This is a genomic window from Pseudomonas taetrolens (assembly GCF_900475285.1).
Classification (GTDB): domain Bacteria; phylum Pseudomonadota; class Gammaproteobacteria; order Pseudomonadales; family Pseudomonadaceae; genus Aquipseudomonas; species Aquipseudomonas taetrolens.
The window spans coordinates 4,119,298-4,133,526 of record NZ_LS483370.1 but is presented as its reverse complement, the minus strand read 5'-3'; the positions used below and the strand labels follow the sequence as shown (position 1 = coordinate 4,133,526).

General features: G+C 61.2%; 10 protein-coding genes and 1 pseudogene. 5 read left to right on the top strand and 6 right to left on the bottom strand.

Annotation, left to right across the window (positions count from 1 at the left end; all coding sequences use genetic code 11):
- Positions 1 to 4: 4 nt before the first annotated feature.
- The 6 genes and pseudogenes from DQN55_RS19160 to DQN55_RS19135 form a co-directional block, all read right to left on the bottom strand.
- Positions 5 to 2,722: a nitrate reductase gene (locus tag DQN55_RS19160; RefSeq protein ID WP_048383532.1), complete on the bottom strand. Its 2,718-nt coding sequence runs from the start codon at positions 2,720 to 2,722 to the stop codon at positions 5 to 7.
- Positions 2,723 to 2,769: 47 nt separating this feature from the next.
- Positions 2,770 to 4,023: pseudogene (locus DQN55_RS19155) on the bottom strand (NAD(P)/FAD-dependent oxidoreductase); the annotation flags it as partial.
- A 323-nt stretch (positions 4,024 to 4,346) separates the two neighbouring features.
- Positions 4,347 to 6,017 (bottom strand): bifunctional protein-serine/threonine kinase/phosphatase, encoded by a 1,671-nt coding sequence (locus DQN55_RS19150; protein ID WP_048383534.1) that lies wholly within the window; start codon positions 6,015 to 6,017, stop codon positions 4,347 to 4,349.
- Between the two features lie 7 nt (positions 6,018 to 6,024).
- Positions 6,025 to 7,236 (bottom strand): nitrate/nitrite transporter, encoded by a 1,212-nt coding sequence (locus DQN55_RS19145; RefSeq protein WP_048383536.1) that lies wholly within the window; start codon positions 7,234 to 7,236, stop codon positions 6,025 to 6,027.
- A gap of 327 nt (positions 7,237 to 7,563) precedes the next feature.
- Positions 7,564 to 8,139: an ANTAR domain-containing response regulator gene (locus DQN55_RS19140; RefSeq protein WP_048383538.1), complete on the bottom strand. Its 576-nt coding sequence runs from the start codon at positions 8,137 to 8,139 to the stop codon at positions 7,564 to 7,566.
- 15 nt (positions 8,140 to 8,154) lie between these two features.
- Complete coding sequence (locus DQN55_RS19135) at positions 8,155 to 9,366, bottom strand: CmpA/NrtA family ABC transporter substrate-binding protein (RefSeq protein ID WP_048383540.1); 1,212 nt, start codon at positions 9,364 to 9,366, stop codon at positions 8,155 to 8,157.
- 267 nt (positions 9,367 to 9,633) lie between these two features.
- Here DQN55_RS19135 and DQN55_RS19130 point away from each other — a divergent pair, with 267 nt between their 5' ends.
- From DQN55_RS19130 to DQN55_RS19110, 5 genes are read left to right on the top strand one after another with little or no spacing between them, the layout of a single operon-like run.
- Entirely contained in the window at positions 9,634 to 10,545 is a 912-nt protein-coding gene (locus DQN55_RS19130) for a TauD/TfdA dioxygenase family protein (protein WP_048383542.1), read from the top strand.
- Between the two features lie 36 nt (positions 10,546 to 10,581).
- Positions 10,582 to 11,685 (top strand): ABC transporter substrate-binding protein, encoded by a 1,104-nt coding sequence (locus tag DQN55_RS19125; RefSeq protein WP_082150778.1) that lies wholly within the window; start codon positions 10,582 to 10,584, stop codon positions 11,683 to 11,685.
- A gap of 56 nt (positions 11,686 to 11,741) precedes the next feature.
- Entirely contained in the window at positions 11,742 to 12,647 is a 906-nt protein-coding gene (locus DQN55_RS19120; protein ID WP_048383544.1) for an ABC transporter permease, read from the top strand.
- On the top strand, positions 12,644 to 13,429 hold the full coding sequence (locus DQN55_RS19115) for an ABC transporter permease (RefSeq protein ID WP_048383546.1): 786 nt from the start codon (positions 12,644 to 12,646) through the stop codon (positions 13,427 to 13,429). Before DQN55_RS19120 ends, DQN55_RS19115 begins: the two co-directional genes overlap by 4 nt.
- A 25-nt stretch (positions 13,430 to 13,454) precedes the next feature.
- Positions 13,455 to 14,219 carry an ABC transporter ATP-binding protein gene (locus DQN55_RS19110; RefSeq protein ID WP_048383769.1) on the top strand — a complete coding sequence of 255 codons (765 nt, stop codon included), beginning with the start codon at positions 13,455 to 13,457 and terminating at the stop codon, positions 14,217 to 14,219.
- Positions 14,220 to 14,229: the final 10 nt, after the last annotated feature.

Here is a 14,229-nt window from a genome sequence, read left to right as displayed (position 1 = left end):
TTCCTCACGCGATGACGGCGACTGGCTGCGGGTTGGCAGCCAGCAAGCGTTTGATTTCCGGAACGCAGGAGCCGCATTGCGTCCCGCAGCCCAAGGTGTGTTTTAACGCCTGCAAGTCCATCCCCTGGCCGATTGCGGCACACACGGCGCCCAGGCTGACGTTCTTGCAGTTGCACAGGATGTTGTTGCCGCCGGTCAGGGGCTTGCCGTTGCCCGGTGGCGCGCTCAGTGGCGCCAATAGCCAGCGGCGCAATTGCTCATCGACACGCCCTTCCAGCCACAGGTTGTGCAGCCAGTGCCGGGCCAGGGTTTCGCCGGCAAGTCGAATCGCAGTGATGCGGCCGTCTTCGAGACGCACCCGTTTGCCAATTGAACGCTGTGGATCGTCATAGGCCAGCACTGGCCCGTGGTTAAGTCCCAGGCATTGGTCAATATCACGCAAGAGTTGCGCATCCGGAGGGCTGACATGGGCTGCGCGGATCAGCAGCGCGGGGCGGTCACGACCGGTAAGGCTGAGGCTGACGTAAGAAAAACCTTCACACAGAGGTCGCAACGTCTCGAAGTTCTGTTGAGCATTGCCTTCGATTAGCGCGAACAAATGCCAGGGCAAACACACCGGCTCCAGGCTGACACCGCTGTGTTTGAGTTCGGGTTGTTTCGATAGCGGGTCGAAGGCCGGCAAGGTCAGGCTGTTCACGCCCCCCTTGAGAAAACGGTCGCCCCAGTGCATGGGCAAGAATGCCTGTCCCGGCCGCACACTGTCGTCGCTGCTGACTGGAAGGATGATGGCGCCACGCCGACTTTTGAGGCGGATCAAGTCACCCGACCGCAAGCGGTGGCGGCGCAGTTCATCCGGATGCAAGGTCAGCACGGCTTCGCTGACATGGCCGAACAGTTGGGCGGCGGTGCCGGTGCGGCTCATGCCGTGCCATTGGTCGCGCAGGCGGCCAGTGATCAGGGTCAGCGGAAAGTGTGCATCGCGTTGTTCTTTGGCGGCGCGGTAAGGGTCGGCAACGAAGTTGGCCCGGCCGCTGGCCGTAGGGAATACGCCGTCCAGGTACAGGCGCGCCGTGCCTTCGCGGGCTCCGGCCGGGAAGGGCCATTGTTGCGGACCAATGCGATCTAGCAGGGCATGACTGATGCCGGACAAGTCCAGATCACGGCCGAGGGTCAGGTGTTTGTATTCATCGAACACTTGGGCGGCGGTTTCAAACGCAAACAGGCTGCTGTGGCCTGGGCGCAGGTATTTTTCCAGGCGTTGTGCGAAATCAACCGTGATCGCCCAGTCGGAACGCGCTTCACCCGGTGCGGCAATGGCCTTGCGGACGTGTGAAATACGCCGCTCTGAATTGGTCACCGTGCCGTCTTTTTCGCCCCAGCTGGCGGCGGGCAACAGCAGGTCGGCGAAGGCGGCGGTTTCGGTGGTGTGAAAGGCCTCTTGCAACACCACGAACGGGCAGGCCTGCAGTGCAGCGCGCACGGCGACCTGATCGGGCAAGGATTGCGCCGGATTGGTACAGGCAATCCATACCGCCTTGACCTTGCCGCTGGCCATCTGCTCAAACAGCTCGATGGCGGTGAGGCCGGTATTGTCCGGGAGTTGCTCAACGCCCCAGTAGGCCGCGACCTCTGCTCGATGCTCGGCATTGCCCGCCTCGCGGTGGCCGGGCAACAAATTGGAAAGGCTGCCGGTTTCCCGCCCACCCATGGCGTTGGGCTGGCCGGTGAGCGAGAACGGTCCGGCGCCTGGACGGCCGATCTGCCCGGTGGCCAGGTGCAGATTGATCAGCGCGCTGTTTTTCGCACTGCCGGCGGTGGACTGGTTCAGCCCCATGCACCACAGCGAAAGAAAACCGGACGAGGTGCCGATCCACTTGGCGCACTGCTGCAATTGCTCGACGCTGATGCCGCACAGTTGCGACACCCTCGACGGGGTGTAATCGCGCACCCGTTGTTTCAGTTCGGGCAAGCCCTGGGTGTGGGCCTGGATAAAGTCCCGGTCAATCCAGTCTTCCTTTAGCAGCAGGTGCAAAATCCCGTGAAACAAGGCCACATCTGTGCCGGGAAGAATCGCCAGGTGCAGATCAGCCAAATCGCAAGTATCGGTACGGCGCGGGTCGATCACGATGATTTTCATGTGAGGACGACGGGCTTTGGCTTCTTCCAGTCGACGAAACAGAACGGGGTGAGCGTAGGCCATGTTGCTGCCGACGATCATCACGCAATCGCTCAGTTCCAGATCCTCATAGCTGCATGGTGGCGCATCGGCTCCCAGGCTGCGCTTATAGCCGACCACGGCCGAAGACATGCACAGCCGCGAATTGCTGTCGATGTTATTGGTGCCAATCACGGCCCGGGCCAACTTGTTGAAGGCGTAGTAGTCCTCGGTCAGCAATTGCCCGGAAATATAGAACGCCACGCTATCGGGCCCGTGCTCGGCGATGGTCCGGGCAAATACGCTGGCGGCGTGATCAAGGGCGCTGTCCCAGTCTGTTCGGCCACGCGCCAGGTTTTTGCTCAGGCGCAGTTGTGGATACAGCGCACGGGCATGCAGGTCGCCGGTCAGGTGCAGCGTGGAGCCCTTGCTGCAGAGTTTGCCGAAGTTGGCCGGATGCGACGGATCGCCTTTAACGCCGAGAATGCGCTCGCCGTCATGCTCGATCAGCACGCCGCAGCCGACCCCGCAATAGCAACAGGTGGAAGCCGTGATCTGGCGGTTCATCAGCTTGCATCCCGCAGAGCCAGCAGCACTCGGCCCGGCTGGTTCACAGGGATGGCTTCGACTTCACTCGGACCTTGAGGGCCCGCGTCATCCATGATGTTTTCACCAAACATCAGGTGATCGCGGATTTCACCAATGGTGTGGTGCTCACGGATCTGGCGGAAGTACCAACCGCCGTCGACCGTGTCGCCATACAGGCAGGCGCCGACCAGAACGTCGTCTTTGATCACCAGCTTTTTGTAGATCCCGCCAATCGGGTCCGAAAGGGTGATGGTTTCGGTGCCTTCGCCCCCCATAAAGTCACCGGCGGAGAACAGGTCGATGCCGGTGACTTTCAATTTGGTCGAGGTCACTGAGCCTTGATAGCGCGCGAAGCCCAGTTGTGCGAGGTGGTTGGCGCAGACTTTGGCTTGCTCGAACAGCGGGGCAACCAGGCCGTAGGCGATGCCGCGGTGGCTGGCGCATTCACCGATGGCGTAGATGCGCGGGTCATAGGTTTGCAGGGTGTCGTTGACCAGAATCCCGCGGCTGCAAGGCAGGCCGGAGCGTTCCGCCAGTTCGGTGTTGGGGCGGATGCCGGCCGCCATGACAACCAGGTCGGCGGGGATGATGTCGCCGTTCTTGAATTGCACTGAGCCGACCCGGCCATTGCCGGCGTCATGCAGGGCCTGGGTTTGTTCGCTCAGGCGAAAATGCAAACCGCGGGCCTCGAGTGCAGTTTGCAGCAACTGGCCACTGGTGTTGTCCAGTTGCCGCTCCAGCAGCCACTCACCATTGTGCACCACGGTCACGTGCATACCGCGCAGCATCAGGCCGTTGGCGGCTTCCAGACCGAGCAGCCCGCCACCGATGACCACGGCATGCTGATGGGTCCTGGCGATGTCGATCATGGCCTGGGTGTCGGCAATGTCGCGATAGCCGATCACGCCCTCCAGCGTGTTGCCCGGGATCGGCAACATGAACGGGGTCGAACCGGTGGCAATCAGCAGGCGATCGTATTCGGCCTCCGTGCCGTCCTCGGCAATCACCCGGCGCTTCACCCGGTCGATGTGCACCACCTTGCGGTTTAGCAGCAGCGTGATGTTGTTTTCCCGGTACCACTCCAGATCGTTGAGCACGATCTCTTCAAAGGTGTGTTCACCGGCCAGAACAGGCGAGAGCAGGATGCGGTTGTAGTTGGCGTGAGGTTCGGCACCGAAGACCGTGATGTCGTACAGCTCGTTGCTCAGCTTGAGCAATTCTTCCAGGGTCCGAACCCCGGCCATGCCGTTACCGATCATCACCAGTTTTAGTTTTTTCATCAGGTCCTCCGGGGCTCGGGCCTGCCTCATCAGAGCATTCAGGCCTTGCTCGACAAATATGCGCAAACAAAAAAAGGCATCCCGCCAGTTACCTGGCGAGGACACCTTTGTCCTTGTCCCGTTCTCTCGGGAAAACCGGCCTTCGTCGTTGAGGGCCGGGTTTTATGATTGATGAATCAGCTAATGCAGTGGTTGTGCCAAGTTGGCAGAAGCCCGTGTTTACAGGAAGGAGGGACTTTTTGAGGTGAGATGCAGTGCACTGATTAAACGCGCAGCGCCCGTTATTGGGGCGGCGCAGCGGCCTGGGATGAGTGAGCGCTTTTTCATGCGTGAAGCAGCCAATACAGCAGCGTCAGGTTGATCAGCAACGAAACCAGCGCCACCGTGCGCCAGACCTTCAGCGGCTCGCGCTCCAGCAAGGGCCTGGGGCGTATGTTCAGGCTCTGGCGTTCTCCCTGTTCCAGTTGCAGCAGCCATTCTTCGGCGGTTTCAAAGCGCTGGGCCGGGTCTGCTGCAACGCCGCGCTCCAGGCCATGGGCAATCCACTCCGGCAGGTCGGGTCGATAGCGACTGGCGCTGACCGGCACGCCAAAGCGGGGACGCTGGAAGGCTTCGATTTCACCGTAGGGATAATGCCCGGTCAGCAGGAAATACAAGGTTACCCCCACGGCGTACACGTCTTGCTGAGGGGTCGGCTTTTCGCCGCGAAAGGCTTCCGGGGCGATAAAACTGGGGGTACCGGGCAGAAGCGAGGGCTGATCTTCAGACAGCCCCGGGCACCAGGCGAGGCCGAAATCCAGCAGGCGCAACTCGCCGTCGTCACCCAACAGCAGGTTTTGCGGCTTGATGTCGCGGTGCAGAATTTGCCGCCGATGCATCAGGCCCACCGCCCGCAGCAGGCGTTCGGCCAGGTCCAGCCATTGCACCAGCGGCAGCGGCCCGCCCTTGGTGTGCAGGTCTTCCAGCGTCGCGCCGCTGTATTCACGCATCACGTAGTACAAATGCTGGCGCTGACTGGCGGCATGCACCTCCGGAAAATGCCGCCCGGCCATGCGCTTGAGAAACCACTCCTCCGAGAGCAACGCTTGCCCGGCCTGGTGATGGTCGTGCAAGTGGGCCGGCAGGGTTTTCAGCAGCCAGGGCTGTTGTTGCCCATCGTGTACCCGATAAAGCAGCGATTGCTGACTTTGGCCCAGCAGGCGCTCAACCTGCCAGCCTTCGAAGGACTGCCCCGGTTTAAGGGTCGGTGGCAGCGGCCATTGCTGCAGCTGGATCAGCGCATCGCCGATGTTGGTCTCGCCCAGGGTGTCGACCCGTACCAGCAGCGCGCTGGCATTGTCCTGGCTCCCGGCCAGGTGCGCGGCGGTGACCAGCGTCTGTGCCGCGCTCTGAAGATCGGGCTGGTCGCGCACAATGGCCGCGATGGCCGTATCGCCCAACACCGCCCATACGCCATCGCTGAGCAGCACAAAGGTTTCGCCCTGGCGCAACTCACCGTCGAGAAAGTCCAGCACCACGTGCTGGTCGAGCCCCAGCGCCCGCTTGAGCACATGCTGCATGCCCGGTTGTTCCCAGACATGATCTTCGCTCACCCGCTGCAAAGCATCGGCCTGCCAGCGATAGACCCGGCAGTCGCCGACATGGGCGAGGGTAAAGCGCCTGCCGCGCAGGACCAGCGCACTGACCGTGGTCAGCAGCGGTTGCCCGCCGCCGTTGGCCTGTAACCAGCGATTCTGCGCGAGCAGCAAGCGCTCCAGGGCCTGCGCGACACTCCAGGTTTCTGGCGTGGCGTAGTAGTCCAGTGCCAGGGCCTGCAAGGTCGAGCGCGCTGCCAAGCCACCATCGGCGCATTGGCTCACGCCATCGGCGATGGCGAACAGATACCCTTTGCTGGCTGCCAGCGCGGGGACCGGCGTGACCCCGCGCAACGCATCCTGATTCTCGTCGCGAGGGCCCGTAGCGCTGGCCTGGGCAAAGCTCAGTTGCAGGCTCATTGCGTGCTCACACCCGGGCGGCGGTCACGGCGGCCGAACCCCAGGTGGTTCTCCAGCGGCGCTTGACCCCGTGCAGACCAAACCACGCCAGGACGCCGAGGCTGGCAAACAGCCACAAGGCCAACTGATAGCTGCCCGTGCTTTGTTTGATCGCGCCCATGCCCGCCGCGAGGGCAAAGCCGCCGATACCGCCGGCCATACCGATCAAACCGGTCATGACACCGATTTCACGTCGAAAGCGCTGCGGTACCAGTTGGAACACTGCGCCGTTGCCTGCGCCCAAACCGAGCATGGTGCAGACGAACAGGGCCAGTGCTGCGTAAGAGCTGGGCAAGTTGAAACCGACCGCTGCGATGCTGATGGTGGCCACGGTGTACATGCCGAGCAAGGTCCGGATTCCGCCGAAACGATCGGCCAGTGCTCCGCCCAAAGGTCGCATCAGACTGCCGCCAAACACACAGGCGGCGGTGTAGTAGCCGGCGGTCACCGGGCTCAAGCCGTATTGGTCGTTGAAGTAGCCGGGCAGGGCGCTGGCCAGGCCGATAAAGCCACCGAAGGTCACGCTGTAGAAGAACATGAACCACCAACTGTCGCGGTCGCCCAAGGCTTTGAAGTAATCACCCATGGATTTGGCTTTGGGCCGCTCGGGTGCATTTTTCGCCAGAAAGGCGAACACGCCAATGCACAGAATCAGCGGGATCAGGGCAAAGCCGAACACGTTGCTCCAGCCATACATCGCGGCCAGCACCGGGGCCAGCAGGGCGGCGAACACCGTACCGGAGTTGCCGGCCCCCGCGATGCCCATGGCTTTGCCTTGATGCTGCGGCGGATACCATTGCGATGCCAGCGGCAACGCCACCGCAAACGACGCACCGGCCATCCCCAGGAACAGGCCCAGCAACAACGCGTGTTCGTAGGTGTGAATCCCGACCTTCCAGGCCACGAACAGCGCGCAGATGACGATGCTCTGGCCGATCAGCCCGGCGGTTTTCGGGGACAGGCGATCAGCCAGCAGGCCCATGACCAGACGCAGTATGGCCCCGGCCAGAATCGGCGTGGCCACCACCAGCCCACGTTGTTGAGTCGTCAGGTGCAGATCGGCAGCGATCTGTACGCCCAGCGGGCCCAGTAGATACCAGACCATAAAACTCAGGTCGAAATAGAGGAAGGCCGCGAACAACGTCGGGGTATGGCCGGATTTCCAGAAGCTTGAATTCATCGCGCACCTCAGCTGTAAAAATCTCGAGAAGGAGTCATGAGCTTGTGATGGTGCGCCGTGACGGCCGCGCCACCGGCCCCGGGCAAGGGGGCCAAAACGAAAAAACGCCGCAGCCTGATCCGCGAGGTGCGAATGAGGTGGGCGACGTCTTTGTCGTGGGTGGGGCAACCGCCGTTGGTTACCGGTGACGGTTACTTAGCGAGAACTGTGCCAACAGGTGAATAACCCAGGTTCGTGGAAACGCTGTAGAGACGCGGTTGCCAGTCAAGTAGCGCAGCCCTCGTACCATCGGACGCAGCCGCGCTCTGCGGGTCAGCGGTTACGGCCTCAACCAAGCAACTCGCTCATGGCGATGATCTGTTCGGCGACCTGAATCAGCTTTTGCTGGCGGCTCATGGCCTGGCGTCGCATCAAGGTGTAAGCCTCTTCTTCGTTACAGCGCTTCATTTTCATCAACATGCCTTTGGCCAGTTCAATGCGCTTGCGCTCGGCCAGTTGCAGGTCGCGGGCGTGCAGTTGTGCCCGCAGGTCCTGGTCGCTTTCAAAGCGCGCCATGGCCACGTCGAGGATCGGCTGCAGGCGTTGTGCATGAATCCCTTCGACGATGTAGGCGCTGACCCCGGACTTGATCGCCTGGCGCATCACGTCGGGATCATGTTCGTCGGTGAACATGACGATGGGCCGCGGCTGGTCGCGTGACACCAGCACCACTTGCTCCATCACATCACGGCCCGGTGACTCGGTATCGATCAGGATCACGTCCGGGCGCACCGTTTCGACGCGTGCGGGCAGGTCGATGATCAGCCCGGATTCGTCGATGACCTCAAAGCCGGCTTCAACCAGGGCGGCTTTGAGGCGCCCGACTTTCCTGGCGGTGTCGTTGATCAGCAGGATACGCAACATGTTTGCAGGCTCCTGTCAGTGGCTGGCCACGAGCGGCACGTTGTCGCTCATGGCGTGCAACGCGAAACTGCGGGCATAAGCGGCCGGGTCAGTGCCGTCCCAGACCTTGCCGTCGATCAACTGGCTGCTGCGCATGTCGTGTGTGCCGATGTTGACCCCGACGGCGCTTGCGGCGTCGCGGTAGAGCGCCAGTTGCTGGACCTGCCGGGCAACGCCGAGGTAGTCCGGGTCTTCGCGCAGCAAGCCCCAGCGCCGGAACTGGGTCATGAACCACATGCCATCGGACGCGTATGGCAGATTGACCTCGCCGTCGCCATGAAAGCGCAGGGCATGCGGGTCCTGCCACTGATGACCCAGGCCGTCCGTGTAATTGCCGAGCAAGCGCGGTTCGATGCAATCGAGCGGCGCATTCAGGTACTCGGGAGCCGTGAGCAATTGCGCGGCGCTGCGTCGGTTTTCGCTGCTTTGCTCGATGAAGCGGCTGGCCTCCAGAATCGCCATCACCAGCACCCGGGCGGTATTGGGGTATTGCTCAACGAAGGCGCGGGTGCAGCCAAGGACTTTTTCCGGGTGGTCTGGCCATAACGCCTGGGACGTGGCCAAGGTAAAGCCCATGTTGTGTTTCACCGCGCTCGCGGCCCACGGTTCGCCGACGCAGAAACCGTCAATTCGCCCGGCGTGCAGGTGCGCCACCATGTGTTGCGGCGGGACCACCACGCTGTCGACATCCTGCAGCGGATGGATGCCCTGGCTGGCCAGCCAGTAATACAGCCACATGGCGTGGGTGCCTGTGGGGAATGTCTGGGCAAAGGTCAGTTTTGAGCGAGTTTGGTGCACATGCCGTTCCAGTGCCTCAGGACAGGTCACGCCGCAGGCTTGCAAACCGTGGGAGAGGTTGATGCTTTGGCCGTTTTGATTCAGCCCCATCAACACCGCCATGTCAGTGGCGGCGACGCCGCCAATCCCCAGGTGCACGGCATAAATCAGACCGTAGAGGCTATGGGCGGCATCGAGCTGGCCGCTGACCAGATTGTCCCGCAGGCTGGCCCAGGATGACTGCCGCTTGAGGTTAAGGGTCAGGCCGAAGGGTTGGGCGAACCCTTGAGTGGCCGCAACCACCACTGACGCGCAGTCGCTCAGGGCCATAAAACCGAGGTTGATGGCTGATTTTTCCGGGGCATCGCTGCCGTTGACCCAGGCCAGGGGCCCTGCGCAGGGTTCGTTCATGTGGGCTGCACCTTCGATTAAAACGTACTGCCACGGTGCAAGGCACATGCCACCCGTTAACCAATCGAACCGTTCGACGGTGAACGTGTTCACGCGGGTTAAAAGTTATGAGCTTACAACTGAACATTGATAACGATTTATTCAGCTAAGTCAGGGCTTAGTTCTATCAGGCTGCTCGTATATCTTTATGTTAAATAGTGATTGGTAGACCCTGCTTTTATGCCTTTATGATCTGTCCACAACAACTCGTGAGGCAGGAGTGGGGCAATGACTATTCAAGTAAAACCCGTGGCGGGTCGAATTGGTGCACAACTTGAAGGCGTAAAACTGGGCGGGGATATCAGTGCCGAAACGTTCGAACTTATTAACCAGGCACTGTTAAAACACAAGGTCCTGTTCTTTCGTAATCAGCATCTGGATGACGCCGAACATGAAGCCTTCTCCCGGCGCTTTGGCGACCAGGTGCCTCATCCGACGGTACGTTCGGCCGAGCAGAGCACCGCGATCCTGCACCTGGACGCCAAGGAAACCCGGGCCAACTCCTGGCATACCGATGTGACCTTTGTGGCCAACTACCCGAAGATTTCCATCTTGCGCGGGGTGGTTATTCCTCCTTATGGCGGCGATACCGTGTGGGCCAATACGGCCTCGGCGTATGCCGACTTGCCTGAGCCGCTAAAACAACTGGCCGACAGTTTGCGCGCTTTGCATACCAATGTTTATGACTATGCAGCACCGCGCAATACCGATGAGTCGGGGCTCAAACGTTATCGCGAACAATTCACCGCACACGTGTATGAAACCGAACATCCTTTAGTTCGGGTACACCCGGAGTCGGGTGAAAGAAGTTTGCTGTTGGGACACTTCGTCAAAGAGATTCAGGGCGTCAGCCACAACGACTCAAAACTACTGATCCGTCTGTTCCACGACCGTATTACCCATGTGGATAACACCGTGCGCTGGCGTTGGCAGGAAGGTGACGTGGTGATCTGGGACAACCGCGCCACCCAGCACATTGCGATCAACGATTACGGCGATGCCCAGCGCATCGTACGCCGCACCACCATTGACGGCGATGTGCCTGTCGGCGTGGACGGTCGCCGGAGCCAGGCGCTCAAGCCGAGCCCGGACACCCGCTCGCCGAAAACCGAAGCTGACAAAAAACACCTCGCGGCCTGACAGACCGAACCTCATCGCACCCAGGAAGACGTGTATATGGCCTCATTCAAAAGTAAGCCCCTGTTTCGCAAAGGCCGTATCGCCGCCGTGCTGATGGCGGTTCTGGCAGCACCCTTAGTCCAGGCCGATGTCTTGCGCATCGGTGTCGCGACGGCTGGCGGCGGTGATCCGGTCACGTTCAGCGGCTCGTCTCTGGGCATCGTGCGTAACCAGCAGTTGTTGGAAAAAGCCTTCGCCGGCACCGGAACCGAGGTGCAATGGTTTTTCTTCAAGGGGGCTGGCCCGGCGGTGAACGAAGCCTTGTCCAATCAGCAGCTTGATTTTGCCTACCAGGGCGATCTGCCCGCAGTGGTCGGGCGCTCCAATGGCCTGGATACCAAACTGCTGGCGGCATTGGGCGTGCGCGCCAATCTTTATCTGGCCGTGCCCAAGGGCTCCGAGATCAAGAGCATCGATGACCTGAAAGGCAAAAAAGTCGCGGTTTTTCGTGGCACCAACGGCCATTTGGTCTCGATCAACCTGCTGGCGGAACACGGCCTGACCGAACGCGATATCAAGGTGATCAACCTCGATACCGGCAGCACCCAGGCCGCCCTGGTTTCCAATGGCGTGGATGCCGCCTTCGGCGGTCGCGAACTGTTCAAGCTGCGGGATAAAGGCCTGATCGACATCGTTTACGACAACCCGACCCAAGATGTGCGCTACACCCGTCAGACGGCATTGGTGGTGCGCGGAGCCTATGAAAAAGAACACCCGGCCAACGTACAAAAGGTCGTCGACACGTTGGTGGAGGCGGCGAAATGGACCTCGGAGGACAGCCATCTTGAGGCGGTGCTCACGGAGTGGGCCAAGAGCAATGAGCCTGTGGACTCGCTGCGTGCCGACCTGGCCGGAGTCAGCCTGCGGGACAAGGCTTCGCCTCTGATCGATAACTTCCTGCAGAGCCGCTATCAAGCGGTGGCAGAGCAGGCCAAGAAAGAAAAACTCATTCGCCGCCCCGTCAGTATCGATGGCTGGTTCGAGCCCGGCTATTTGCAGACCGCGCTCAAAGCCAAGGGACTTGAGGGCTACTGGACGGCCTACGGCCCGGATGGAAAACAGCCGACGGGCGATGCGCTCACCGCGGCAACCGGTAAGTAACGGCCTGATCCAGCTGGGGCGCGACTGTTTTTTGTAGCAACAAGAGGGATAAGCACATGGCCAGGGCACAGACTGTTACATCAGAACCGTACGCGGTGCCGGCGTTACCCAGAGACAACGTCAAGCGCTTGCCTCCGGCGCCGACTCGCCCGGTTCGCAAAGTCGAAGTAGCGCGTACGACAGCCTGGACCACGACGCTCGGCGATCACGCTTTGCCCTGGCTGCTACCGCTGCTCTTGCTGGGGCTGTGGTACATCGGGGTTGAACACGGCTGGTTGTCAGAGCAGGTGCTGCCGCCTCCGGCTTACGTTTACCAGACCCTGTCGGACCTGATCACCTCCGGCGACCTTTGGCTGAATGCATCCGCCAGCCTGCTGCGGGTGGTGGTCGGGTTCGCCCTGGGCGCTTGTGTCGGCGTGGCGTTGGGGCTGGCGATGGGGTTGTCGAAAACCGTAGAAGATTATCTGCTGCCCACGTTCAACGCCTTGGTGCAGATCCCGGTACTGGGCTGGCTGCCGTTTGCCCTGCTGCTGTTCGGCATCGGTGAGTCGCTCAAGTATGTGCTGATTGCCAAGGCGGCTACGGTGCCGATCACGCTGTGCACGTTGCAGGCATTTCATCAGGCACCCAAAGGGCTGCTGGAAGCTGGCCGCGCTTACGGTTTCAGCCGCTGGCAAAGCGTTCTTTTCATTGTCTTGCCGTCAGCCGTTCCGACCTTGTTCACCGGCTTGCGCCTGGGCTTTACCAAAGCCTGGCTGTCGCTGGTGGTGGTTGAGCTGGTGGCCTCGAGCGAGGGCCTGGGCTACTTGATTGTCTATGGTCGGCAACTGTTTCAGCTGGATCTGGTGATGGCGGCCGTGGTGGTGGTCGGGGCGATCGGGCTGTTGATCGACCGTTCGTTCGATTACCTGGAGCGGCGCTTGAATCGCGGTCGTCCGACTGCTGCGGGGCGACTGTCATGAGCACAACGTTCGCTGTCAGTGGCGCAAGCCGTCGCTATCGCGGTTGGGTCTTGCCCCTCGCGGCCATCGCCGTGTGGTGGCTGGCCTCGAACCAGGGCTGGAGCCAGTCGGGCCTGCTGGTTTCTCCGGAAAAAGTCGCCGCCACGGCCTGGGAGCAATTGTCATCGGGCAAGTTCTGGCGGGCGATCAGCGCCAGCCTGGCGCGTAACCTCAGCGGCTTTTTTATTGGCACTGCGCTGGGCCTGGGGCTCGGGTGCCTGTTGGGTTTGTCGCGGGTGTTCGAGCGCCTGGTCGGGCCGAGCTTCAATACGTTCAAGCAGATTTCGCTGTTCGCCTGGATCCCGCTGATTTCGGTGTGGTTTGGCCTCGGGGATGTGGCCAAGGTGGTGTTCCTGTCGCTGGCGGCGCTGGTGCCTGTGGTGGTGAACACCTGCGACGGATTGCGCAATGTTCCGCCCAACCTGTTGGAAGTGGCGCGGGTGTACCGCTTCACCCGCGGGCAAACCATTGTCGGGGTCATGCTGCCCGCCGCCTTGCCGTCGATCTTCACCGGGCTGTACCTGGCGCTGGTCTACTCCTGGCTGGCGACCATCGGCGCCGAATACCTGCTGGTATCGGGGGAGGGAATCGGCAACACGCTGATTGATGGCAGTGAGCATTTCATGATGGACCTGGTGTTGTTCGGCATGGTGGCGATCGGCCTGGTGGGCTGGTGCCTCAATGCACTGGCACGGGTATTTGAGCGACGGATGCAGCGCCTGTATGGCATCGCGCCTCGTTGACTGGCACTTTCAAAAGGATCGCAACATGCTCAATAACGGCCTGACCCTGGAGCACATCAGCAAGCGCTTTGCTTCTCGCCCGGGTAGCTCGACTCACTTGCACGTGCTCGACAATATCCAGCTCAACATTGCCCCCGGCGAATTCATCAGCATCGTCGGCGCCAGTGGCTGCGGCAAATCCACGTTGCTGCGGCTGATTCTGGGCCTGGACGAGGAATACGACGGACGCATCCTGCTGGATGGCAAACCCATCGAAGGCACTGGCCTGGAGCGCGGCATCGTGTTCCAGGATCACCGGCTATTCCCTTGGCTCAACGTTGAACAGAACGTTGCGGTAGCACTGAAGAACGCCCCACTGAGCCCAAAGGCGAAGCGCGATACCGTGCGCGAACATATCGAGCTGGTCGGCCTGCAGGATTTTATCGATGCCTACCCGCATCAGATCTCCGGCGGCATGGCGCAACGCGTGGCCATCGCCCGTGGCCTGGTCAATCGCCCGCGGGTGCTGTTGCTCGATGAACCCCTCGGCGCCCTTGATGCCTTGACCCGTGTGCGGCTGCAGGGCGAGCTGCAAAACATCTGGGCCAAGGAAAAAATCACCATGATCCTGGTCACCCACGATGTGGATGAAGCGGTGTTTCTGGGCGATCGCGTGGTGGTCATGCAGCCCAACCCCGGTCGCATCCGGCGGATTCTCGACATTGATCTGCCACGCCCGCGCAACCGCAGTGACAGCCGATTTATCGCCCTGCGCGACGATGTACTGAGTGACTTTGCCGAATTGCACTGACCCCCTGCGC

Coding starts and splice junctions, on each gene's coding strand:
- DQN55_RS19160 (WP_048383532.1), bottom strand. CDS start 2,722: ATGAACCGCCAGATCACGGCTTCCACCTGTTGCTATTGCGGGGTCGGC.
- DQN55_RS19150 (WP_048383534.1), bottom strand. CDS start 6,017: ATGAGCCTGCAACTGAGCTTTGCCCAGGCCAGCGCTACGGGCCCTCGC.
- DQN55_RS19145 (WP_048383536.1), bottom strand. CDS start 7,236: ATGAATTCAAGCTTCTGGAAATCCGGCCATACCCCGACGTTGTTCGCG.
- DQN55_RS19140 (WP_048383538.1), bottom strand. CDS start 8,139: ATGTTGCGTATCCTGCTGATCAACGACACCGCCAGGAAAGTCGGGCGC.
- DQN55_RS19135 (WP_048383540.1), bottom strand. CDS start 9,366: ATGAACGAACCCTGCGCAGGGCCCCTGGCCTGGGTCAACGGCAGCGAT.
- DQN55_RS19130 (WP_048383542.1), top strand. CDS start 9,634: ATGACTATTCAAGTAAAACCCGTGGCGGGTCGAATTGGTGCACAACTT.
- DQN55_RS19125 (WP_082150778.1), top strand. CDS start 10,582: ATGGCCTCATTCAAAAGTAAGCCCCTGTTTCGCAAAGGCCGTATCGCC.
- DQN55_RS19120 (WP_048383544.1), top strand. CDS start 11,742: ATGGCCAGGGCACAGACTGTTACATCAGAACCGTACGCGGTGCCGGCG.
- DQN55_RS19115 (WP_048383546.1), top strand. CDS start 12,644: ATGAGCACAACGTTCGCTGTCAGTGGCGCAAGCCGTCGCTATCGCGGT.
- DQN55_RS19110 (WP_048383769.1), top strand. CDS start 13,455: ATGCTCAATAACGGCCTGACCCTGGAGCACATCAGCAAGCGCTTTGCT.